16 protein-coding genes are annotated in these 21,961 nt (G+C 71.8%); 13 read left to right on the top strand and 3 right to left on the bottom strand.

Going from position 1 to position 21,961, the window contains the following annotated elements; translation table 11 throughout:
* The first annotated feature begins 70 nt into the window (after positions 1 to 70).
* Positions 71 to 817, top strand: a complete 747-nt coding sequence (locus tag Ato02nite_RS40860; RefSeq protein WP_213012075.1) for an SDR family NAD(P)-dependent oxidoreductase — start codon at positions 71 to 73, stop codon at positions 815 to 817.
* On the opposite strand, the gene Ato02nite_RS40865 is transcribed toward Ato02nite_RS40860, so the two are convergent.
* The gene (locus tag Ato02nite_RS40865; protein WP_213012076.1) at positions 818 to 2,905 is read right to left on the bottom strand and encodes a hypothetical protein; all 2,088 of its coding nucleotides are present in this window, start codon (positions 2,903 to 2,905) and stop codon (positions 818 to 820) included.
* 212 nt (positions 2,906 to 3,117) lie between these two features.
* Here Ato02nite_RS40865 and hisI point away from each other — a divergent pair, with 212 nt between their 5' ends.
* The 4 genes from hisI to Ato02nite_RS40885 all read left to right on the top strand — a co-directional run bounded on the left by hisI (position 3,118) and on the right by Ato02nite_RS40885 (position 7,686).
* Entirely contained in the window at positions 3,118 to 3,483 is a 366-nt protein-coding gene (gene hisI / locus Ato02nite_RS40870) for a phosphoribosyl-AMP cyclohydrolase (protein WP_246608013.1), read from the top strand.
* Positions 3,480 to 5,012: an anthranilate synthase component I gene (locus tag Ato02nite_RS40875; protein ID WP_213012077.1), complete on the top strand. Its 1,533-nt coding sequence runs from the start codon at positions 3,480 to 3,482 to the stop codon at positions 5,010 to 5,012. The genes hisI and Ato02nite_RS40875 overlap by 4 nt, the downstream gene beginning before the upstream one ends.
* Positions 5,009 to 5,542 (top strand): Trp biosynthesis-associated membrane protein, encoded by a 534-nt coding sequence (locus Ato02nite_RS40880; RefSeq protein WP_213012078.1) that lies wholly within the window; start codon positions 5,009 to 5,011, stop codon positions 5,540 to 5,542. The genes Ato02nite_RS40875 and Ato02nite_RS40880 overlap by 4 nt, the downstream gene beginning before the upstream one ends.
* Before the next feature lie 80 nt (positions 5,543 to 5,622).
* The gene (locus tag Ato02nite_RS40885) at positions 5,623 to 7,686 is read left to right on the top strand and encodes an NACHT domain-containing protein (protein WP_213012079.1); all 2,064 of its coding nucleotides are present in this window, start codon (positions 5,623 to 5,625) and stop codon (positions 7,684 to 7,686) included.
* A gap of 3 nt (positions 7,687 to 7,689) precedes the next feature.
* Here Ato02nite_RS40885 and Ato02nite_RS40890 read toward each other — a convergent pair whose 3' ends face one another.
* On the bottom strand, positions 7,690 to 7,980 hold the full coding sequence (locus Ato02nite_RS40890; RefSeq protein WP_246608014.1) for a hypothetical protein: 291 nt from the start codon (positions 7,978 to 7,980) through the stop codon (positions 7,690 to 7,692).
* A 330-nt stretch (positions 7,981 to 8,310) separates the two neighbouring features.
* On the opposite strand from Ato02nite_RS40890, the gene trpC reads away from it, so the two are divergent.
* Genes trpC through Ato02nite_RS40915 form a run of 5 tightly spaced genes read left to right on the top strand, consistent with a single transcriptional unit; the run spans position 8,311 to position 13,586 of the window.
* Positions 8,311 to 9,114, top strand: coding sequence for an indole-3-glycerol phosphate synthase TrpC (gene trpC, locus Ato02nite_RS40895; protein WP_213012141.1), 804 nt, complete (start codon positions 8,311 to 8,313; stop codon positions 9,112 to 9,114).
* Positions 9,111 to 10,352 carry a tryptophan synthase subunit beta gene (gene trpB / locus Ato02nite_RS40900; protein WP_213012080.1) on the top strand — a complete coding sequence of 414 codons (1,242 nt, stop codon included), beginning with the start codon at positions 9,111 to 9,113 and terminating at the stop codon, positions 10,350 to 10,352. Before trpC ends, trpB begins: the two co-directional genes overlap by 4 nt.
* Positions 10,349 to 11,152 carry a tryptophan synthase subunit alpha gene (trpA, locus tag Ato02nite_RS40905; RefSeq protein WP_213012081.1) on the top strand — a complete coding sequence of 268 codons (804 nt, stop codon included), beginning with the start codon at positions 10,349 to 10,351 and terminating at the stop codon, positions 11,150 to 11,152. Before trpB ends, trpA begins: the two co-directional genes overlap by 4 nt.
* Positions 11,153 to 11,169: 17 nt before the next feature.
* Positions 11,170 to 12,378 carry a prolipoprotein diacylglyceryl transferase gene (lgt, locus tag Ato02nite_RS40910; RefSeq protein WP_213012082.1) on the top strand — a complete coding sequence of 403 codons (1,209 nt, stop codon included), beginning with the start codon at positions 11,170 to 11,172 and terminating at the stop codon, positions 12,376 to 12,378.
* Positions 12,379 to 12,395: 17 nt separating this feature from the next.
* Complete coding sequence (locus Ato02nite_RS40915; protein WP_213012083.1) at positions 12,396 to 13,586, top strand: FAD-dependent oxidoreductase; 1,191 nt, start codon at positions 12,396 to 12,398, stop codon at positions 13,584 to 13,586.
* A gap of 56 nt (positions 13,587 to 13,642) precedes the next feature.
* On the opposite strand, the gene Ato02nite_RS40920 is transcribed toward Ato02nite_RS40915, so the two are convergent.
* Entirely contained in the window at positions 13,643 to 14,326 is a 684-nt protein-coding gene (locus Ato02nite_RS40920) for a GNAT family N-acetyltransferase (protein WP_307854227.1), read from the bottom strand.
* Between the two features lie 421 nt (positions 14,327 to 14,747).
* Between Ato02nite_RS40920 and gltB the strand changes: the two genes are divergently transcribed.
* Genes gltB through Ato02nite_RS40935 form a run of 3 tightly spaced genes read left to right on the top strand, consistent with a single transcriptional unit; the run spans position 14,748 to position 21,561 of the window.
* On the top strand, positions 14,748 to 19,298 hold the full coding sequence (gltB, locus tag Ato02nite_RS40925) for a glutamate synthase large subunit (protein ID WP_213012085.1): 4,551 nt from the start codon (positions 14,748 to 14,750) through the stop codon (positions 19,296 to 19,298).
* Positions 19,291 to 20,763: a glutamate synthase subunit beta gene (locus Ato02nite_RS40930; protein WP_213012086.1), complete on the top strand. Its 1,473-nt coding sequence runs from the start codon at positions 19,291 to 19,293 to the stop codon at positions 20,761 to 20,763. The genes gltB and Ato02nite_RS40930 overlap by 8 nt, the downstream gene beginning before the upstream one ends.
* 60 nt (positions 20,764 to 20,823) lie before the next feature.
* Positions 20,824 to 21,561 (top strand): MBL fold metallo-hydrolase, encoded by a 738-nt coding sequence (locus tag Ato02nite_RS40935; protein WP_213012087.1) that lies wholly within the window; start codon positions 20,824 to 20,826, stop codon positions 21,559 to 21,561.
* The last annotated feature ends 400 nt before the right edge of the window (positions 21,562 to 21,961 follow it).

A 21,961-nucleotide genomic window follows, 5' to 3' on the forward strand; every position in this document is an offset into this window, starting at 1 on the left:
GGCTTCTGGACTTGCGGGTCCAATTTTAGCGACGCATCGTGGGCCGCGGGATCCACGAACGGAGAAAATCATGAGCACATCGCTGGCCGGCCGGACGGCCCTGGTCACCGGTTCCACCGACGGCATCGGTGCCGCCATCGCCCGCACGCTCGCCGAAGCGGGCGCCCACGTGGTGGTGAGCGGGCGGGACACCGCGCGCGGCGAGAAGGTGGTGGCCGGCATCGCCGAGCGCGGCGGCAGCGCCACCTTCGTCCGGGCGGACCTGGCCGAGGGCGGCCCCGCCGTGCGGGCCCTGGCCGAGGTGGCCGGGCCGCTCGACATCCTGGTCAACAACGCCGCGATGCTGATCACCCCGGCGCCGACCGCGGAGGTGCCGGAGGAGCTGATCGACCGGGCCCTCGCCACCAACGTCAAGGCGGCGTTCCTGCTGACCGGCGCGATCGCCCCGGCGATGGCCGCGCGCGGCGGCGGCGCCATCGTCAACATGGGTTCGGTCAACGGCCTCGGCGGGACGGCGCACTCCGCCCTTTACAGCGTCACCAAGGCCGCCATCCACTCGCTGACCATGTCGTTCGCCGACGAGTACGCGTCGCAGGGCGTCCGGGTCAACGCCGTCGCACCCGGCCCGACCATGACCGAAAAGGTGACCGGCATGGGTAGGCACATCACCGACATGGTGGCCCGCTTCCCGTCCCGGCGGGCCAACACCCCGGACGAGGTCGCCCGGGCCGTGCTCTTCCTGGCCGGCGACGACGCCGCGAACATCCACGGCGCCGTACTCCCGGTCGACGGCGGCGCCGCCGCGAAAGCTCTCTAACTAGAGGGCGAGGATGCGGTCGAGGAACTCGCGGTAGCCACGCATCGCCATCCGCATGCTCTCGGTGTCGGGGCTCGTGTTGCCGCGCAGCGGGTCCAGCTCGTCGCGCTCGGCCAGCAGCGCCTCGGTCAGCTCGTTGACCGCGTCGGTGAGCAGGTCGTGCGCGCGGGTCAGGGCTCGCTCCGGGTCGTCGACGAACTCCGCCTTCACCTCGTGCCAGGCGGCCCGGAAGTGGCGGGTGGCGTCGTCGTCCCAGAAGGCGATGTGCCCGGCCTCGACATCGCCGGGGCGCAGCGGCTGGTCCTCGGCGGCGGACTCCCGCTCGTCGTCGGGGTCGGGCGCGGCGCGGCGGCCGCGGCGGACCGGCTCGACGTCCTCGAGGCTGGCCGACCGGCGCGGCGTCGGCGGGCGGAGAGCGCTGTCGTCCTCCCACGGGCGGCGGATGGCCTGGTCCTCGGCGGCGCGCACGGCGACCACGGCCGCCAGCGCCTCGGCCGCGGAGGGCTGGAGGAATTCGGCCGGCTCGCTCTTCTCGGCCGGCTTCTCAGTCGGCGAGGCGACCGGCCCGGCGCTGGCCGACCTAGCGGTGGCCGACCGAGCGGTGTCTGACCCAGCGGTGGCTGACCGAGCGGTGTCCGATCCGGCGGTGGCCGGCCGGGCGGTGTCCGATCCGGCGGTGGCTGACCGGGCGGTCTCCGACCCGGCCGGGGCCGGCCCGGCGGTGCCCGGCCCGGTCGCGGCGACGGGGCCGGTCGGGCTGGCCGGCACGGCCGGGGCGGCGGGCATGCCGATCGAGGCGGACGGCAGGGCTGCCGCCGGCGGGGTCACGGTCGGCCGCGGGCTGTCGGTTTCGGCAGCCGGCCTCGCCGACACCGGCGCGTTCGCCGCCGGGGACAGTGGCGCCGGGGACAGCGGGGCCTGGGACAGCGGAGTAGGGGAGAGTGGCGTCGGCGGCGAGGCGGACCCGCGCGGGACGGGCACCCCGGAGACCGGGCCGGAGTTGGGGTCGGGCAGGGCCGGCACATAGGACGGCGGCTGGCCGTACGCCGGCGGGTGGTAGCCGGGGGATACCGGCGCGGAGGAGACCGGCGCGCCGGAGGTCGGGTTGACCACCGGGTGCGTCGAGGTCGGCACGGACGCCCAGCCGGTCGCCTGGCGGCGCCCCTCGGGCGCGGCCGGCTCGGCGGTCTCGGCGAGGTCGCGGCGGCGGCTCTCGGGACCGTCCACGGAGGGTACGGAGTCGCCGGGTGCCGTGAAACCGGGAACGCCGGCCCGTCCGTTCATGTCAACACGCCCGTTCTCGTCGGTTGCTTCAGCCGAATCCGTCTTCGCGGCCGGCTCGCCCCGCGCCGGGCCATCCACAGTAGACGGCTCGTCGCCCGGGTTCTTCGCCCGTCCGTTCAGTTCCGGGCCACCGTGCCCGTTCAGGCCGGGCCGTGGCTCGTCGCCGGTGTTGCGCCCGCCGAACAGGAACCGGCCGTTGCGCCCGCTCAACCCGAAGCCACCGAACGCTCCGGTATCCCGGTCCCACGGATTGGCTCGCCGAGACTCTACGTCCTGAGCTGCGTCTTCGCCGGTGTCCGACGCGCCGGAGTGATCTGGATCGCGCTCCTGCGCGGTGTGCTGGTGGCCCGCATCCGCACTCGGCCCGCTCAGCGAATTGCCGGCCGGGCCGCCCGATGCGGAGCCGGCCGACGCGGTAGGACCGCTCAGCGAACCACCGAACGAGCCGCCCGGGGTGGACGCCGGCTTCGGTCCGTCCGGTTTCGCTCTGTCCGGCGACGGGCCACCCGCGGGCGGGCGGGCCGACGCGAACGGTGACGCCGGCGCGACCCCGCCGTGCTGGCCCGGGCCGAGCGCGATCGGGCTGCCGTGCACCGGCCCGGCCGGCGGGGGAGTGAACAGCCCGCCGTTCTCCTCGGTGCGCCGCGAACCGAGCGCGACCATCTGAGGTTCACCCGGAAGGACTACCGAGATCTCGGGCTGTTCGGCGGTGTCGGCCGGGTCCCCGGCATCCCGATGGACCGGCCAGAAGCGGGACAGGCCGCGTGATGACCGGTTGTTGTCGGGGCTGGACGTCGGCTCCATCGGTGTAAGACTCCCGTCGCGAGGCTGCCCCACCCGCGCCCGTGAGCTGCGCGGACCCATATCCGGCGGGCGGGCACCCGCACCCTGGGCCGGGCGCGGCGCTTGACGACGGTACCGTCCCCGGCGTCCCGGCACATCCCCTGTGCCCGGATCGTGGGCCACGTCGCGGGGCCGATCAGGGTGTTCCCGGCCCGCGGTGGACAATCGGTGTCGTGGCCTCCAAGACCGACCTTGATCCGGCAATCGCGACGCGCCTCAAGCGCACCCCCGACGGCCTCGTCGCCGCGATCGTGCGCGAGCACGACACCGGCGACGTGCTGATGCTCGGCTGGATGGACGACGAGGCGCTGCATCGCACGCTGACCACCGGCCGGGCCACCTACTGGTCGCGCAGCCGCCAGGAGTACTGGGTGAAAGGGGCCACCTCCGGCCACCACCAGTACGTGAAGTCGGTCGCCCTGGACTGCGATGGTGACGCGCTGCTGGTCACCGTGGAGCAGGTCGGCGCGGCCTGCCACACCGGCGAGCACACCTGTTTTTTCACCGAGCTGCCGGTTACCGGCGTGGAGCAACGATGACCAGCGGTGCGGTCCGGCCCGACGAGGCGGAATTCCTGCGGCAGCGGCGCCGGGTGGTCCCGGTGACCCGGCGCCTGCTCGCCGACGGCGAGACCCCGGTCGGTGTCTATACGAAGCTGGCCGGCGGCCCCGGCACGTTCCTGCTCGAGTCGGCCGAGCAGGGCGCCGGCCCGTCCGGCGCGGCCTGGTCCCGCTATTCGTTCATCGGCGTGCGCAGCGCCGCCACCCTGGTCGAGCGGGACGGTTCGGCCGCCTGGCTGGGCACGCCGCCGGCCGGCGTGCCGACCGGCGGCGACCCGGTCACCGTGCTGCGCGAGACGGTCGCGGCCCTGGCCGACGGCCCGGTCGCGGAGGGCCTGCCGCCGCTGACCGGCGGCATGGTGGGCTATCTGAGCTATGACCTGGTACGCCGGTTCGAACGGTTGCCGGCCACCGCCACCGACGACCTGCCCCTGCCCGAGCTGGGCATGATGCTCGCGACCGACCTGGTGGTGCTCGACCACTACGACGGCTCGGCGATCCTGGTGGCCAACGCGGTGATGGCCGACGCCGCCGGCGACGCGGAGCGCCTCGCGGCGTACCACAACGCGGTCGGCCGGCTCGACGCGATGACCACCGCGCTGTCCCGCCCCACCCCGCCGATGATCTCCACGGTGGAGCGTCGCCCGGCCGGTGAGCCGGTCAGCCGCACCGCCCCGGGTGAATATCAGAAGGCGGTCGAGGAGGCCAAGGAGGCGATCCGGGCCGGCGAGTGCTTCCAGATCGTGGTGGCGCAGCGGTTCGAGCGGCCCACCGACGCCAACCCGCTCGACGTCTACCGCGTGCTGCGGGCGACCAACCCCAGCCCGTACATGTATCTGTTGCGGTTTGATGATTTTGACATCGTCGGGTCGTCACCGGAGGCGCACCTCAAGGTCAACGCCGACGAGCAAGGGGTACGCCGGGCGCTGTTGCACCCGATCGCCGGCACCCGCTGGCGGGGCGCCACCCCCGAGCAGGACGCCGCACTGGCCGCCGAGTTGCTGGCCGACCCGAAGGAACGTTCCGAGCACGTGATGCTGGTCGACCTGGGCCGCAACGACCTGGGCCGGGTGTGCAAGCCCGGCACGGTCGAGGTGCCGGAGTTTGCCCGCATCGAGCGGTACAGCCACGTCATGCACATCGTCTCCACCGTCACCGGCGAGCTGCGCGACGACCGGAGCGCCTTCGACGCGCTGGCCGCGACGTTCCCGGCCGGCACCCTCTCCGGCGCGCCCAAGGTGCGGGCCATGGAGATCATCGAGGAGCTCGAGCCGACCCGGCGCGGCCTCTACGGTGGCACGGTCGGCTACTTCGGCTTCGCCGGCGACATGGACATGGCGATCGCGATCCGCACCGCGCTGCTCAAGGACGGCGTCGCCTACGTGGGCGCCGGCGCCGGCATCGTGGCCGATTCGGATCCGGCCGCCGAGGAGACCGAGACCCGCAACAAGGCCGCCGCCGTGCTGGCCGCCATAGCCTCGGCGGAAACCCTGCGCGCCGCACGATGAACAGCCGCCGGACGTACGTCCTGACCCTGCTGGCCGCCCTGGCCGGCGCGGCGCTGGCGCTGTACGCGATCACCCGCACCTGGTCGGTCCAGCTGACCCCGCGGGCCGGGATGTCCGACCTGCGGGAGGCCCGCACCGGCACCGATCTGGAACCGTGGGTGACCGGCCTGGCCGTGGTCGCGCTGGCCGGCACCGGCGCGCTGCTGGCCACCGCCGGCTGGGTCCGCCGCGCCTTGGGCGTGCTGCTGGCCCTGGCCGGCGCGGGCGTGACGGCCGGCGCGATCATCGGCCGGGCCGGCCTGGACCCGGGCTCGGCGGGCGCCGGCGGCACGGTCTGGCCGATCGCCTGCGCGGCCGGCGGCGTGATCATCCTGCTGGGCGGCCTGACCGCGTTCGCCCAGGGCCACCGCTGGCCCGGCATGTCCGCCCGCTACGACCGCAAACCGGCCGCCCCCGAACGCCCGACGGCCGCCGCCGACCACCGGGCCGCCTGGGACGCCCTCGACCGCGGCGACGACCCGACCGCTTAGGGCCTGCCACCCGAACGGCTGGCGGAGCCGCCGTGCTCGGTGACAGACACGGCTGATCCGGATCGGCAGAATTGTCCTCTGTGAAGTCCGGACGCCGAACGCTGATCGTCGTGGCCGCTGCCGCCTGTCTGGCCGCTCTGGTCTGGATGTTCCGCGGCGGCACCGTGGACGAGGGACTTGTGGGCGGGGCCAATGTGATCGGCGGCGTCGCGGGCGCCGTCGCCTTGATCGTGGCCTTGGTGGCCTTCTGGCCGGGCAAGGGCACTGCAGCGGTGGCGCTCCCCGAGAAGCAGTTGCGTGACGCCGAGGCCTATCTGTCTGCCGAAACGCTCCGTCACTGGCGGCAGTTGGCCAAGGACCGGCGGATCACCACACCGTCACCGGCCACGGTGCGGTGGAGCTGGGCGGGTGCGGATGTGGCGGTGCCGCCCGTGCAGCTCGGCGCGGCCGACCTGCTCACCGAAGGTGTGGTGACGAGGCTGCGCCAAGACCTGTACGAATCGATGCCCGTGCCCGGGCCGCGGATCGTCCTTCTCGGCGGGCCGGGAGCCGGCAAGACGACGGCGATGATGCTGCTGCTGATCGATGTGCTGGGCAATCGGCCGGTCGGGTCGGAGGAGCCGGTGCCGGTGTGGCTCACGCTCGGCAGCTGGGACCCGGAGACGTCCCTGCTCGACTGGGCTGCCACCGTCCTGACCCGCGACTATCCGGGTCTCGCCGCAACGGCGTTCGGTGGGCCCGGCGTCGTAGCCGCTCTGATCCGGGTCGGCCGGGTGGCGCTGTTTCTCGACGGTCTCGACGAGATGCCCGATACCGTCCGCGGCCGGGCTCTGGCGGCCATTGACCGGGACAGCATCGGCATGCGGGTGGTGCTGACGAGCCGGTCCGAAGAGTTTCGGGAGGCGTCCGAGTTGCACCGACTGTGGGACGCCGCGGTTGTCGATGTGCTACCGGTCCGGATCGAGCACGCATGCGAATTCCTCCTCGATCAGCAGACCGGTCGCCGCCGGGAGGCATGGGCGAAGGTGGCCGACCATCTGCTCGCACACCGCGACGGCGTCGCTGCACAGGCTTTTGACTCGCCCCTCACGCTGAGCCTGGCGCGGGACACCTACACGCACACCGTGGCTGAACCCACCGAACTGATCGACGCCGAGGCGCACCCGACGCCGGAGGCCCTCCGGCGGCATCTGCTCACCCGGCTGATGGCTCTGGCCTATCCGGACCCGGTCGAGCACGCACATGCCCTGAAGTGGCTTACTTGGATTGCCGAGCGACTCGAGGGGCAACGTGACCTCAGCTGGTGGATCATCCCCATCTGGTTGGCCGGTTCCCAGCGACGCTTGCACGTTCAGGTCGGTCTGGTGATAAGCGCCTTGAGCGCAGTGACAACCGCGCTCGGGATCGGGTTGTTGGCTCAGTTGAACTCGGTGAACCCGTTCTCGGCAAGCATCGAAACCGTGGTGATCAGCCTGATTTCCGTGACCGTGGCGAGTTTGATCGGATTTGTCGGCGGTTACGTCAACACTTGGGACTCCGCCGGTCCGAGCACCTTCACGTTGCGCTGGATTGAACCGAGTCAGCGGACCTCGGTGATCAGGTTGAGCATGATCCTGGGGGTCCCCTTCGGCGTCCTGTTGGGGTCCGTGACGAATTCCTTCGTCGGGGTACTCGCGTTCCTGCTCACGGCAGGCGCGGTGCTCTTCGCCGAGCTACTCACTGTGTGGATCACTCCGCTGAGCACGGCGGAGGCGATCAGCCCGTTGTGGTCATACCGATCGACCAGGCAACGAGTAGTACTGACCGCTTCGATCAGTGGGCTGGCCGGCGGTCTCCTGTTTACCTTCCTGGTTCAGTTCCTGATCGAAGATCTCGGAAGGTGGCGAGCGCTGGTCGCGTTGTTGGTCGCCAGCGTGATCGTCGGACTGTTCATGACAGACGGACGGCCGCGGGATCTCACGGTGATGGAATTCTTCCGGGCAGTGCGTGGCGACCGAGTCCGATTCATGACGTTGCTCGAGACCGCGCTGGAACGGCAGGTTCTACGTCAGGCGGGGGCGATCTACCAGTTTCGGCATGCCGAGCTGCAAGATCTGCTCACCGACATCGACCTGGACGCCGGGATAAAGCCGGGAGCGCGCTGAGACCTAGCGGGTCCTGGCCAGCTTGCGGGTGCGGGTAGGGGTGGCGGCCAGGAGGGCGGCCACCTCGCGGGTCAGGTCGTCTCGGGCCTGGTTGCGGGCTCGGTCGGCCAGCATCGCGAAGTAGGCGTTGTCGCGTGCGGTGGGGACCTTGGTGGGGCCGACCACGGCGCGCTGGACGTTGGTCACCAGGCTGGCCGCCACCGAGACGACGGCCCGGGACACCTCGGCGAGGGTCGGGGACTGCTGGGAATCGGCCACGGTCAACTCCACGTCGATCATCTCCGCTGGTCGCATCGGGGGACGCGAACCAGTCTGCCTTGTCCACAGCATGAACGAGCCGTATTTCTGCTGGGTGACGTCGGTGTCAACGCGCCGCGGTATCCACCGATCAGATGAGGGAGCCCAGCACACGGGCGTGGTCATCGCTGCGCTCCCTGTGACTGACGTGACAGGATCCGCGGGCAGGCGGCATTATGCCGCAGCCCCACTCGTGAGGCTCGCCATACCCCGGGGGGCCGTGGATGACCGCGACCTCCTAGCATCGGGCGGAGGACACCCGGAGAGGGGAGTCATTACGTGACATCCGATCAGCAGGCGGAAGCGGGCACTGGCGGGCCGCAGAACGTGCTGGAGGAAATCCTCGCCGGCGTGCGCGAGGACGTGGCCGCCCGGCAGGAGAAGGCGCCGCTCGAGCAGGTTCGAGAGCTCGCCGCGGCGGCACCACCGGCCATCGATGCTTACGCGGCGTTGCGTAAGCCCGGTGTTGCCGTGATCGCCGAGGTGAAGCGTTCGTCGCCGTCCAAGGGCGCGATCGCCGACATCCCGGACCCGGCCGAGCTGGCCGGGGAGTACGCGGCGGGTGGCGCCCGCTGTATCAGCGTGCTCACCGAGGGCCGGTGGTTCGGCGGATCGCTGGCCGATCTGGCGGCCGTGCGGCAGTCGGTCGGCATCCCGGTGCTTCGCAAGGACTTCGTGGTCTCCAGCTATCAGGTGCACGAGGCCCGCGCGCACGGCGCTGACCTGGTTCTGCTGATCGTGGCCGCGCTCGAGCAGAACGTTCTGGTCGGGCTCCTCGAGCGGATCGAGTCGCTGGGCATGACCGCCCTCGTCGAGGTCCACAACGAGGAGGAGGCCGACCGGGCACTCGAGGCGAACGCGAAGGTCATCGGGGTCAACGCCCGCGACCTGCGGACGCTCGAGGTGGACCGCTCGGTGTTCGAGCGGATCGCGCCGGGGCTGCCGAACAACGTCGTGAAGATCGCCGAGTCCGGCGTGCGTGGTCCGCACGACCTGATCCGGTACGCGTCGGCCGGTGCCGACGCGGTGCTGGTGGGCGAGGGCCTGGTGACCCAGAAGTCGCCGCGGGACGCGGTGGCCGAGCTGGTGAACGCGGGCAATCATCCGGCGACGCCGAGGCCGGTCCGATGACCGCGCCGGTTCTCCCCGACTTATCCGGGCATTTCGGGCGGTATGGTGGCCGCTTCGTCCCCGAGGCGCTCGTGCGGGCGCTGGACGAGCTGGACGCCGCCTACCGGTCGGCCAAGACCGACCCGGAGTTCCAGGCGGAGTTCCAGGACCTGCTGCTCAACTACGCGGGCGTGCCGTCCCTGCTCTACCCGGCCAAGCGGCTGTCCGCCAAGGCCGGCGCGGAGATCCTGCTCAAGCGGGAGGACCTCAACCACACCGGCGCGCACAAGGTGCGCAACGTGCTGGGGCAGGCCCTCCTCGCGAAGCGGATGGGCAAGCCCCGGGTGATCGCCGAGACCGGGGCCGGCCAGCACGGCGTGGCCAGCGCGACCGCGGCCGCCCTGCTCGACCTCGAGTGCGTGGTCTACATGGGCGAGATGGACACCCAGCGCCAGGCGCTGAACGTGGCCCGGATGCGCATGCTCGGCGCCACCGTCATCCCGGTGACGAACGGCTCGCGCACCCTCAAGGACGCGCTCAACGAGGCCCTGCGCGACTGGGTGGCCAGCGTGGATTCCACGCACTACCTGCTCGGCACGGCGGCCGGCCCGCACCCGTTCCCGGAGATCGTCCGCGATTTCGTGGGTGGCATCGGGGTGGAGGCGCGCGCTCAGTGCCTGGACCAGATCGGGCGGCTGCCCGATGTGGTCGCGGCCTGTGTCGGCGGCGGCTCCAACGCGATCGGCATCTTCCACGCCTTCGTGCCCGACGAGGAGGTCCGCCTCTACGGCTTCGAGGCGGGCGGCGACGGCGTGGAGACCGGACGGCACGCGGCGTCGATCACCGGCGGTTCGTCGGGCGTGCTGCACGGCGCCCGGACGTACGTTCTGCAGGACGACGACGGCCAGACCCTCGAGTCGCACTCGATCTCGGCCGGCCTGGACTACCCGGGCGTCGGTCCCGAGCACGCCTGGCTGCACGACACCGGCCGGGCGGAGTACCAGCCGGTCACCGATGCCGAGGCGATGGCCGCGTTCCAGCTCCTCTGCCGCACCGAGGGGATCATCCCGGCGATCGAGAGCGCTCACGCGCTGGCCGGCGCCCTCCGGATCATTCCCGAAATAACGGCAGAAATCGGTCGCAAGCCTACGATCGTCGTCAATCTCTCGGGCCGCGGCGACAAGGACGTACACACGGCCGGCGCCTACTTCGGCATTCTCGACGAGGTCGAGACGCTGGTCCCGGGGGAACAAGAGTGAGCATCTCGGAAATTTTCGGCAAGGCGCGCGCGGAGCAGAGAGCGGTACTGGTCGGCTGCATGCCGGCCGGGTTCCCGACCGTGGACGACAGCATCGCCTCGATGATCGCGATGCACCGGGCCGGCTGCGACGTCATCGAGGTCGAGCTGCCCTACTCCGACCCGGTCATGGACGGCCCGGTCATTCAGAAGGCCAGCGACATCGCCCTCGCCGCCGGCGTGCGCACCCGCGACACGCTGCGGATCATCGAGGCGGTCGCGAGCGCCGGCGCTCCGGTCGTGCTGATGACCTACTGGAACCCCATCGAGAAGTACGGGGTCAACGCGTTCGCCCGCGACCTGGCCGCGACCGGCGCCACCGGGATGATCACGCCCGACCTGATCCCGGACGAGGCGGAGGAGTGGATCGCCGCGTCCGAGGAGCACAAGATCGACCGTACGTTCCTGGTCTCGCCCTCCTCGACCGACGAGCGGATCGCGATGACCGTGGCGAACTGCCGAGGCTTCGTCTACGCCACCGCGCTGATGGGCGTCACCGGCGCCCGCACCGCCGTGTCGCGGCAGGCCCCGGACCTGGTCGACCGGGTGCGCCACGCCGACCGCGACATGCCGGTGGGCGTCGGCCTGGGCGTCGGCAACGGTAAGCAGGCCGCCCAGGTGGCGGCATTCGCCGACGGCGTGATCGTCGGCAGCGCGCTGATCCGCTGTGTCCTGGACGCGCCCGACCGCGAGACCGGGCTGTCCCGGCTGCGGGCGCTGAGTGCGGAACTCGCCGAGGGAGTCCGGAACCCGGAAAAGTAGGCCCGCCCTGGGCGACCATGGCGAGCGTCGCGACGGTAGCGTGTGCACCCGTGAACTTTGCTGCGATCCCGAGCCCGACAACGTCCGTCTGGCACGTTCTCGGCCTGCCCATCCGGGCGTACGCGCTCTGCATCGTCCTGGGCATCGTCGCCGCCGTCCTGCTCATGGAGGTGCGCCTGCGCCGGCGCGGGGTGGCGCCTTGGGCGTCCCTCGACATGGCCGTGTGGGCGGTGCCGCTGGGCATCATCGGAGCTCGGCTCTACCACCTGGCCACTTCCCCGCAGGACTACTTCGGCGCCGGCGGTGACCCGGTCCGGGCCCTCTACATCTGGGAGGGCGGCCTCGGCATCTGGGGCGCGGTGGCCGGCGGGGCGGTGGGCGCGTGGATCGCCGCCCGCCAGCTCGGACTGCCGTTCGCGATCTTCGCCGACTCGCTGGCGCCGGCCCTGCCGGTCGCGCAGGCCATCGGCCGCTTCGGCAACTGGTTCAACAACGAGCTGTACGGCAAGGCCACCACGCTCCCGTGGGGTCTGCGGGTGCACGACATGGACACGTCCAATCCGGGGCACGCCACCGTGATCGACGGCGAGGCGGTGACCAAGACCGGCCTCTACCATCCGACCTTCCTGTACGAGGCGATCTGGGACCTCGGGGTGGCCGGGTTGGTCTGGGCGCTCGACCGGAGGTTCAAGTTCGGCCGCGGGCGGGCCTTCGCGCTGTACGTGATGGCCTACACGGCCGGTCGCTTCTGGATCGAGATGCTCCGCATCGACGAGGCCAACAAGATCTTCGGCATCCGGCTCAACGTGTTCACCGCGATCGTGGTGTTCCTGCTGGCGGCGATCTACTTCGTGGTGGCCCGTGGCCCACGGGCCTACGTGGTGCCGGACGACGCGCCGGAGACCGCGCCGGTGGCCGGTGCCGAGAGCGACGTCTCGCAGGTCGACGTGTCGGCGAGCACCGAGCCGCAGCGGGCGCCGAAGAGCTACCAGGTGGTCAGCGAGGCCCGCTTCGAGGCCTACCGGCGCACCGGCGTGCTGCCGCCCGACACCGAGGAGGACGTCGCGCTGGAGGTTGCCGCCGGCGCCCACCCGCACGACGCGGCCGACCCGGCCGGGCCGGCCGGAGTGGGCGAGGCGGTGCTGGCCACCGGCGCCGCCGCGGGCAACGGCCACGAGGGCACGAGCGACGCCGAGCCACCCGCCTCCCGCACCGACGAGAACTGATCCGCGGGCCGGTCGGCGTGCGCACAGCGGTGGTGGTGGGCGCGGGAATGGCCGGGTTGGCCACCGCGGGCGCCCTGTCGCGCGCCGGCTGGCAGGTGACACTGCTCGAACGCGGTGAGCGGGTGGCGGCCCCGCCGACCGCGCTGGTGCTGTGGTCCAACGGGCGTCGTGCCCTGGAGTCGCTGGACCCGGACGGCGGCTGGTCGGCCATCGCGTCACCGCTGCCGGACGGCGGCGTGCGGCGGCCGGACGGCCAGTGGCTGGTCGGGCCGCGTGGCCGCACCGGGGCCGGGCCGGCCCCCGCGGTCGTGCATCTGGAGGACCTGTACGACGCGCTGGTCGCCGGCCTCGGCGACCGGGTGGAGATCCGCACCGGCTTCGCCGTGACGACCGTACGGGTCGGGCGCCGCCAGCGGCCCTCGGTGAGCGACGGCCGCACCTTCCTCGAGGCCGACCTGGTGGTGGCGGCCGACGGCATCGACAGCCCGATCCGGCGCGTGCTGGCCCCCGAGTCGGTGGCCGTGGGTTCCGGCTTCGCGGCCTGGCAGGCGGTCGTCCCCGGTTACCGGGTGCCGCGCCTGACCGGGGAACAGGCGGCCGGCGGCGAGACCCTGGGCGCCGGTTACCGCTTCGTCTCCATCCCGCTCGGCGAGCGGGCGGCCGGCAAGGGCGGGGTCTACTGGGTGGCCACCGCGGCCGGAGCGCCCCGGCCCGAGTCGCCCGCCACCCAGCTGGCGCTGCTCCAGCGCTGGTTCGCGAGCTGGCACGCCCCGGTCGGCGATCTGCTGGCGGCGACCCACCCCGAGGACCTGGTGCCGCAGGAGGTGCGCGAGCTGCGGCCGCTGCCCCGGGCGTACGGCTTCGGTTCCGGTCCCGGGGGTGTGGTCCTGCTCGGTGATGCCGCCCACGCCATGCCGCACCACCTCGGACAGGGCGCCTGCCTGGCCTTCGAGGACGCGGCCACGCTGCGGTCCCTGGTCGCGGACGTCCGGCCCGGGCCCGACCTGATCGCGGCCATCGAGACCTTCAGCCGCACCCGCCGGCCCCGCACCACCAGCGTGGTGCGGCAGACCCGGCGGATGTCGGCGGTGGTGCAGGCCCGGGGGCGGCTCGCGCTGCGGGCCCGGGATGCCGCGCTCAACCACATGCGGCCCCGCATCCTGGGCAACCACACCCAACTCCAGGCCGACTGGACCCCGCCGGACTGAGCGGCCGCCTGGGCCGGCCGGACTGAGCGGCCGCCTGGGACCGCCGGCGTAAGCGATCAGAGCTGGGCGGTAGCCGGCTCGGCGATGCACGCCGTGCCCTGCCGGCGGAAGCCGACCTTGGTGTAGAGGCGGGCCACGTCGTCGTCGCCGGCTGACAGGAAGACCAGGTGGACGCCGTCGTTGAGGGCCTGGCGGGCCAGGGTCGCGGTCAGCTGGGAGGCGTAGCCGCGGCCGCGCGCGGCGGGCAGCGTCGCCACCCCGGCGATCTCGGCCACGTCGCCGGACCGCATCAGGGCGCCGGTGGCCAGGATTCCCTCGGTCGGGGACACCACCACGGCGGTGTGGTAGCCGCCCGACGCCGCGCGCTCGCGGAAACCCGCCACCACGGCGGGGCTCAGCTCCGTCACGGCGGCGTCCCGCTCGGCGGGCCCGGCCACCCCGGTGACCAGCGTCGTCTCGGTGGGGCCGGCGATCGCGACCACCTCTTCCAGCGGGCTCGCGTGCGGCGGGTTGCCGAAGGCCAGCTGGGCCACCGCGCGGGTGATGGCCAGGTCGATGGCGTAGCTCGCCGCTGCCGGGTCGAGCACCGAGACGGTGGCGTCGCGCACCGGGAGGTCGGGGACGAGGGCGGCCGGGTCCAGGGTCAGCAGCGGGGCGAGCAGCACCTCGAGGCCGGCCGAGCGGGCCACCGCGAGCAGGTCGGGCGTCGTCTCGTGGACCCATTCGAAAGCCTCGGGCACGCCCAGCTCTCGTTGCCGGCGGCGAACGGCAGTAATATCGGCGGCAGAAGGCGTCTCCGCCCCTATCCGGGGCCGGGCGTAGTAGGGCCACCCGTCGCCCTCGCGGACGAAAAGCACCAGCCCCCCGAAGTCTTCGACACGTGCGTAGGGTCGGGGGAGAGCGTCATAGAAACGCTCGAGCCTGACGAAGACGTCGGTATCCGGTTGCGCCACCGCGCGAGACTACCCAATTCGCCGCGTTGTCGCGCCGTACGCGTTGTGGGCCTTTTGATTTCTGCCTAGATGGGCGATTTACACCGATCCAAGTGTGATCCATCCGAACTGGCGGAGATCGGTGCCCCTTAACGTAGACTCTAGAGACTTTGCAGGGCCGACGTCGTCCCGACCTTGATTCGAAACACCAGCGACGACAGGAGGCCCGGTGGCTTTTCCGCACCCCCAGGGGCTTTACGACCCGTCCTCCGAGCGAGACGCCTGCGGTGTGGCTTTCGTGGCCGATCTGCACGGTCGCCGCTCCCATGATGTGGTCGCCAAGGGCCTGTCGGCGCTGATCCGCCTCGACCACCGGGGCGCCCGCGGCGCCGAGTACAACACCGGCGACGGCGCCGGGATCATGATTCAGGTCCCGGACGCGTTCTACCGCGAAACCACCGGGATCGACCTGCCCGCGGCCGGCGGCTACGCCACCGGGCTGGTCTTCCTGCCCAACGACCCGGCCGCGCAGGCTCGCGCCATCAAGATCTTCGAGAAGTACGCCCTGGTCGAGGGCGGCGAGGTGCTCGGCTGGCGAGATGTCCCGGTGCGGCCCGACGGTCTCGGTGCCACGGCCGACGAGGCCCGCCCGTACATCAAGCAGGTTTTCCTGGCCGCGCACCGGCTCACCGAGACCGCCGCCGGTCCGAAGGACGAGCCGCTGAGCGGCATCGAGCTCGACCGGGTCGCCTTCACCATCCGCAAGCAGGCCGAGCGGGAGTCGTCGCAGCGTGGCGTGGGTGCCTACTTCCCGTCGCTGTCCGGGCGCACCATCACCTACAAGGGCATGCTCACGCCCGACCAGTTGCCGGAGTTCTTCCCGGACCTGACCGACGAGCGGGTCGCCAGCGCGATCGCCCTGGTGCACTCCCGGTTCTCGACGAACACGTTCCCGTCCTGGCCGCTGGCCCACCCGTACCGTTTCATCGCGCACAACGGCGAGATCAACACGATCCGCGGCAACAAGAACTGGATGGCGGCCCGCGAGGCGCTGCTCCAGTCGACCGTGCTGCCCGGCAGCATCAAGCGGCTGTTCCCGATCAACACGCCGGAGGCGTCCGACTCGGCCAGCTTCGACGAGGTGCTCGAACTGCTGCACCTGGCCGGCCGGTCGCTCCCGCACGCGATGATGATGATGATCCCGGAGGCCTGGGAGAACGACCCGGGGATGGAGCCGAAGCGGCGCGCGTTCTACCGCTTCCACGCGTCGTTGATGGAGCCGTGGGACGGGCCGGCCGCGGTCGCGTTCACCGACGGCTCGTCGATCGGCGCGGTGCTCGACCGCAACGGCCTGCGGCCGGGGCGCTGGTGGCACACCGCCGACGGCCTGGTCGTGCTCGGTTCCGAGGCGGGCGTGCTCGACCTCGACCCGGCCACCGTGGTCGCCAAGGGACGGCTCCAGCCGGGCAAGATGTTCCTGGTCGACACCGAGCAGGGCCGGATCGTGCACGACGACGAGATCAAGGCCGGCCTGGCCGCCGCGCAGCCGTACGACGAGTGGCTGCACGCCGGGCTGATCAACCTGGCCGACCTGCCGCCGCGCGAGCACGTCATCTACACGCACGACTCGGTGACCCGCCGCCAGCAGGTGTTCGGCTACACCGAGGAGGAGCTGAAGATCCTGGTGGCGCCGATGGCGCGGACCGGGGCCGAGCCGCTCGGTTCGATGGGTACGGACACCCCGATCTCGCCGCTGTCCACCCGGCCGCGGCTGCTGTTCGACTACTTCCACCAGCTGTTCGCGCAGGTCACCAACCCGCCGCTGGACGCGATCCGGGAAGAGCTGGTCACCAGCCTGGCCGCGACGATCGGGCCGGAGGGCAACCTGCTCGACCCGGGCCCGGCGTCCTGCCGGCAGATCGTGCTGCCCTACCCGGTGATCGACAACGACGAGCTGGCCAAGCTGCTCTCCATCGACGAGGACGGCGACCTGCCCGGTTTCAAGGCGGTCCGGGTCTCCGGTCTCTACCCGCTGCGCGACGGCGCGGCCGGCATCAAGGCCCGGCTCACCCAGATCTGCCGGCACGTGTCGGAGGCGATCGAGGACGGCGTGCGCATCCTGGTGCTGTCCGACCGGGACTCCAACGCCGAGCTGGCGCCGATCCCGTCGCTGCTGCTCACCGCCGCGGTGCACCAGCACCTGGTGCGCGAGCAGACCCGCACCCAGGTGGCGCTGGTCGTGGAGGCCGGCGACTGCCGCGAGGTGCACCACGCCGCGACGCTGATCGGCTTCGGCGCCGCCGCGATCAACCCGTACCTCGCGTTCGAGTCGGTCGACGACCTGATCGCGACCGGGTCGCTCGCCGGGCTCGACCCGCGCGCCGCGGTCCGCAACTACGTCAAGGCGCTCGGCAAGGGCGTCCTGAAGATCATGTCGAAGATGGGCATCTCGACCGTCTCGTCGTACTGCGGCGCCCAGGTGTTCGAGGCCGTCGGTCTGGACAACAAGCTGCTGCAGCGCTATTTCGCCGGCACCAGCGGGCGGATCGGCGGATCCGGGCTCGCCGAGATCCACGCCGAGGTCAAGGCGCGGCACGAGAAGGCGTACCCGGCCAACCCGGCCGAGCGCAGCCACCGTCGGCTCGAGGTCGGCGGGGAATACCAGTGGCGCCGCGAGGGCGAACTGCACCTGTTCAACCCCGAGACGGTGTTCCTGCTCCAGCACGCGACCCGGTCCAAGCAGTACGACGTCTTCCGTAAATACACCGAGAAGGTCGACTCGCTGGCCGCGCAGGCGGGCTCGCTCCGCGGGCTGTTCGAGTTCAAGACGCGTACGCCGGTGCCGCTCGACGAGGTGGAACCGGTCAGCGAGATCGTCAAGCGGTTCGCGACCGGCGCCATGTCGTACGGCTCGATCTCGGCCGAGTCGCACGAGACCCTGGCGATCGCCATGAACCGGATCGGCGGCAAGTCGAACACCGGCGAGGGCGGCGAGGACCCCGACCGCCTCTACGACCCGCAGCGCCGCTCCGCGGTCAAGCAGGTGGCTTCCGGCCGCTTCGGCGTGACCAGCGAATACCTGGTCAACGCGGACGACCTGCAGATCAAGATGGCGCAGGGCGCGAAGCCGGGCGAGGGCGGCCAGCTGGCCGGCAACAAGGTGTGGCCGTGGATCGCCAAGACCCGGCACACCACCCCGGGCATCGGTCTGATCTCCCCGCCGCCGCACCACGACATCTACTCCATCGAGGACCTCGCGCAGCTCGTCCATGACCTGAAGAACGTCAACCCGCAGTCCCGGGTGCACGTGAAACTGGTCAGCGAGATCGGCGTGGGCACGGTCGCGGCCGGCGTCGCGAAGCTGAAGGCCGACGTCATCCTGATCTCCGGGCACGACGGCGGCACCGGCGCGTCCCCGCTCAACTCGCTCAAGCACGCCGGTTCCCCGTGGGAGCTGGGCCTGGCCGAAGCGCAGCAGACGCTGCTGCTCAACAAGCTGCGCGACCGGGTCACCGTGCAGGTCGACGGCCAGCTCAAGACCGGCCGGGACGTGGTGATCGCGGCCCTGCTGGGCGCCGAGGAGTTCGGCTTCGCGACCGCTCCGCTGATCGTCTCCGGCTGCATCATGATGCGGGTCTGCCACCTGGACACCTGCCCGGTCGGCATCGCCACGCAGAACCCGGTGCTGCGCGAGCGCTTCACCGGCAAGCCCGAGTTCGTGGAGAACTTCTTCCTCTTCATGGCCGAGGAGGTCCGCGAGATCCTGGCCGAGCTGGGCTTCCGGACCATCGACGAGGCGATCGGCCACGCCGAGGTGCTGGACATCAAGCCGGCCGTCGACCACTGGAAGGCGAAGGGTCTCGACCTGTCGCCCATCTTGTTCGTGCCCGAACTGCCCGAGGGCGCGGCCCGGCGCGGCGTGGTCGCCCAGGACCACGGCCTCGACAAGGCCCTCGACAACAAGCTGATCGAGCTGGCCCAGCCGGCCCTGACCAGCGAGCTCAAGGTGGCCGAGGAACTGGCGGTCCGCAACGAGAACCGCAGCGTCGGCGCGATGCTCGGCGGCGAGGTGACCCGCCGCTTCGGCGGTGCCGGCCTGCCCGACGACACCATCGAGTTCACTCTGCGCGGCACCGGCGGCCAGTCGTTCGGCGCGTTCCTGCCGCGCGGCGTGACCCTGCGGCTGATCGGCGACACCAACGACTACGTCGCCAAGGGACTCTCCGGCGGCCGGGTGATCGTGCGGCCCGACGAGAACGCGCCGTTCGTGGCCGAGGACAACATCATCGCGGGTAACACCATCCTGTACGGGGCGACCACCGGCGAGCTTTACCTTCGTGGCCGGGCCGGTGAACGTTTCGCGGTCCGCAACTCGGGCGCCGCGGCCGTCGTCGAAGGCGTCGGTGACCACGGCTGCGAGTACATGACCGGCGGCACCGTGGTGGTGCTCGGTCCGACCGGCCGCAACTTCGCGGCCGGCATGAGCGGCGGCACGGCGTTCGTGCTCGACCTGATGCCGACCCGGGTCAACCCGGAACTGGTCGACCTGGCCCCGCTCACCGGCGACGAGCAGGTCGTGCTGCGCGGCCTGGTGGACAAGCACCTGGCCGAGACCGGCTCGGCGGTGGCCGAGAAACTGCTGGCCGACTGGCCGGCAGCGGTCGACCGGTTCACCGCCGTGGTGCCGCGCGACTACAAGCGTGTGATGGAACTGATCAGGACCGCCGAAGCCGCCGGTCGCAACGTCGACGAGGCGGTCATGGGGGTCAAGAGTGCCTGATCCGAACGGTTTCCTCCGCTACGAGCGGCAGCTGCCCAAGCGGCGCCCGGTGCCGGTGCGGATCCGCGACTGGCGGGAGGTCTACCCGCCCGCCGGCGAGGACCTCATCCGCGACCAGGCCACCCGCTGCATGGACTGCGGCATCCCGTTCTGCCACGAGGGCTGCCCGCTGGGCAACCGCATCCCGGACTGGAACGACCTGGTCCGCACCGGGGCGTGGCAGTCGGCGGCCGAGTCGCTGCACGCCACCAACAACTTCCCGGAGTTCACCGGCCGGCTCTGCCCGGCGCCGTGCGAGGCCGCCTGCGTGCTGGGCATCTCGGACGACCCGGTGACCATCAAGCAGGTCGAGGTGGAGATCGCCAACCACGCGTTCGACCTCGGCTACGTCACGCCGCAGCCGGCGCCGCTGCCCTCCGGCTTCAAGGTCGCCGTCGTCGGTTCCGGCCCGGCCGGCCTGGCCGCCGCGCAGCAGCTGGCGCGGGCCGGGCACGCGGTCACGGTCTTCGAGCGCGACGACCGCATCGGCGGCCTTCTGCGTTATGGCATCCCCGACTTCAAGATCGAGAAGTCGGTGGTGGACGCGCGGCTGGCCCAGATGGAGGCCGAGGGCGTCGTCTTCCAGACCGGCGTGAACGTGGGCGTCGACATCACCGCCGACGACCTGCGCGAGCGGTTCGACGCGGTGCTGCTCGCGGCCGGTGCCCTGGCCGGCCGGGACACCCCGGCGACGCCCGGGCGCTCGCTGAACGGCGTGCACCTGGCGATGGAGCATCTGGTCCCGGCCAACCGGGTGGTGGCGGGCCTGCAGGAGAGCACCCCGATCGACGCGGCCGGCAAGCACGTCGTGATCATCGGCGGCGGCGACACCGGCGCCGACTGCCTCGGCGTCGCGCACCGGCAGGGCGCGGCCAATGTGATCCAGCTCGACCAGTACCCGTTGCCCCCCGAGGCCCGCGCGGCCGACCTGCACCCGTGGCCGACCTGGCCGGTCATCCTGCGCAACTACCCGGCCCACGAGGAGGGCGGCGACCGCGTCTTCGGCGTCGCCGTGCAGGAGTTCGTGGACGACGGCGAGGGCAACGTCGCGGCGATCCGGATCGCGGACGTCGTGGTCGAGCGGATCGACGGCGTACGCACGGTGACGATCACCGAGGGCAGCGAGCGCGACCTGCGGGCCGAGCTGGTGCTGCTGGCGATCGGTTTCGAGGGCACCGAGCAGCAGCCGCTGCTGGAGCAGTTCGGCATCGACCGCAACCGCCGCGGCGTGCTCGACGCCGACGCCAACTGGCAGACCTCGGCCGACGGGGTGTTCGTGGCCGGCGACATGCACAAGGGCGCCTCCCTGGTGGTCTGGGCGATCGCGGAGGGCCGGTCGGCGGCCGCCGCCATCCACTCCTACCTGGGGGCGAAGGGCGAACTACCGGCACCGGTGCTCTCCAGCGCCCAGCCGCTCAGCGCCTGATTTTTCCGACGACGACGCCGGCCCGTTTCGACGGGCCGGCGTTTTCCGTACGGTGGGCGGATGCGTGTCACGGTGCTCGGCGGGACCGGGGCGTTCCCGGAGAAGGACCGGGGTTGCAGCGGATATCTCGTCCAGCTGGACGGGTTCACCCTGCTGATCGACCCCGGATATGCCACCTACCAGCCTCTGCTAGCGCATGTCGCGGCGGCCGCGGTCGACGCCGTGCTGATCACCCACGGGCATCCGGACCACTGCGCCGACCTGCATCCGCTGCTGCGCAGCCGGGCGATGTCGTTGCCGCGGGCCGCGTCGCTGCCGCTGTACGCGCCGCCCGGGGCGCTCGACGCGATTCTCGCCCTGGACGGGCCGGCCACGCTCGACGGCGCCTATCAGCGGCACGACCTGCCGGTGCCGGGCCGGGTCACGATCGGGCCGCTGACCGTCGACACCCTGCCGACGCCGCACTTCCTGCCGAACGCCGGGGTGCGGGTGACCGGCGGGGGAGTGAGCATCGCCTACACCGGGGACGGCGGTCCGCACGAGCCGTTCGCGGCCTTCGCGGCCGGCGTCGACCTGCTCATCGCCGAGGCGACCCATCGCACCGAGTTGCCGCCGCGGATGGTGGGCATGCTGAGCACGGCGATCGACGCGGGCACGCTGGCCGATCGGGCCGGGGCCGGGTCGCTGTGGCTGACCCATCTGTGGCCGGGCAGCGACCCGGCCGGTCACCTGGCCGCGGCCGCCTCCGTCTACGCCGGGCCGATCGCGGTCGCCGTTCCGCATCTGAGCTGGAACTGACCGCCGTCGTCCGAGCTGGAACTGACCGCCCGCGTCCGAGCCGGAACTGACCGGCCCTCGCCTCGCGCGAAAGGCGCGTTTTCGGCCTTTCGCCGCATCTGGGTCGCGTCCGGGTGGCCGGGACGGACCGATTCGGCGGGGACGATCCACCCTCGTACGCCTCGGGTCTGATGTCGGAAGGCCGGGTCCGACGGCCTGTCATCGGGCCGGGGGAGGGGTTGTCGCGGCACTTGCGTGAGCGAGGCGGATAAGCTGTTGCGCGCGGTCGTTGAAGCCCGCTAGAACGGCGATGCGCGCCCTCCAGACACCCAGGAGAGTCTGTCCCGAGGACCCACGCCAACCGATGAGTTCACCCTGTTGACGGGGGTCGGCCGCCGGGCCGATCCGAAAGAGAGACTAG

Source organism: Paractinoplanes toevensis, from assembly GCF_018332695.1.
Classification (GTDB): Bacteria; Actinomycetota; Actinomycetes; order Mycobacteriales; family Micromonosporaceae; genus Actinoplanes; species Actinoplanes toevensis.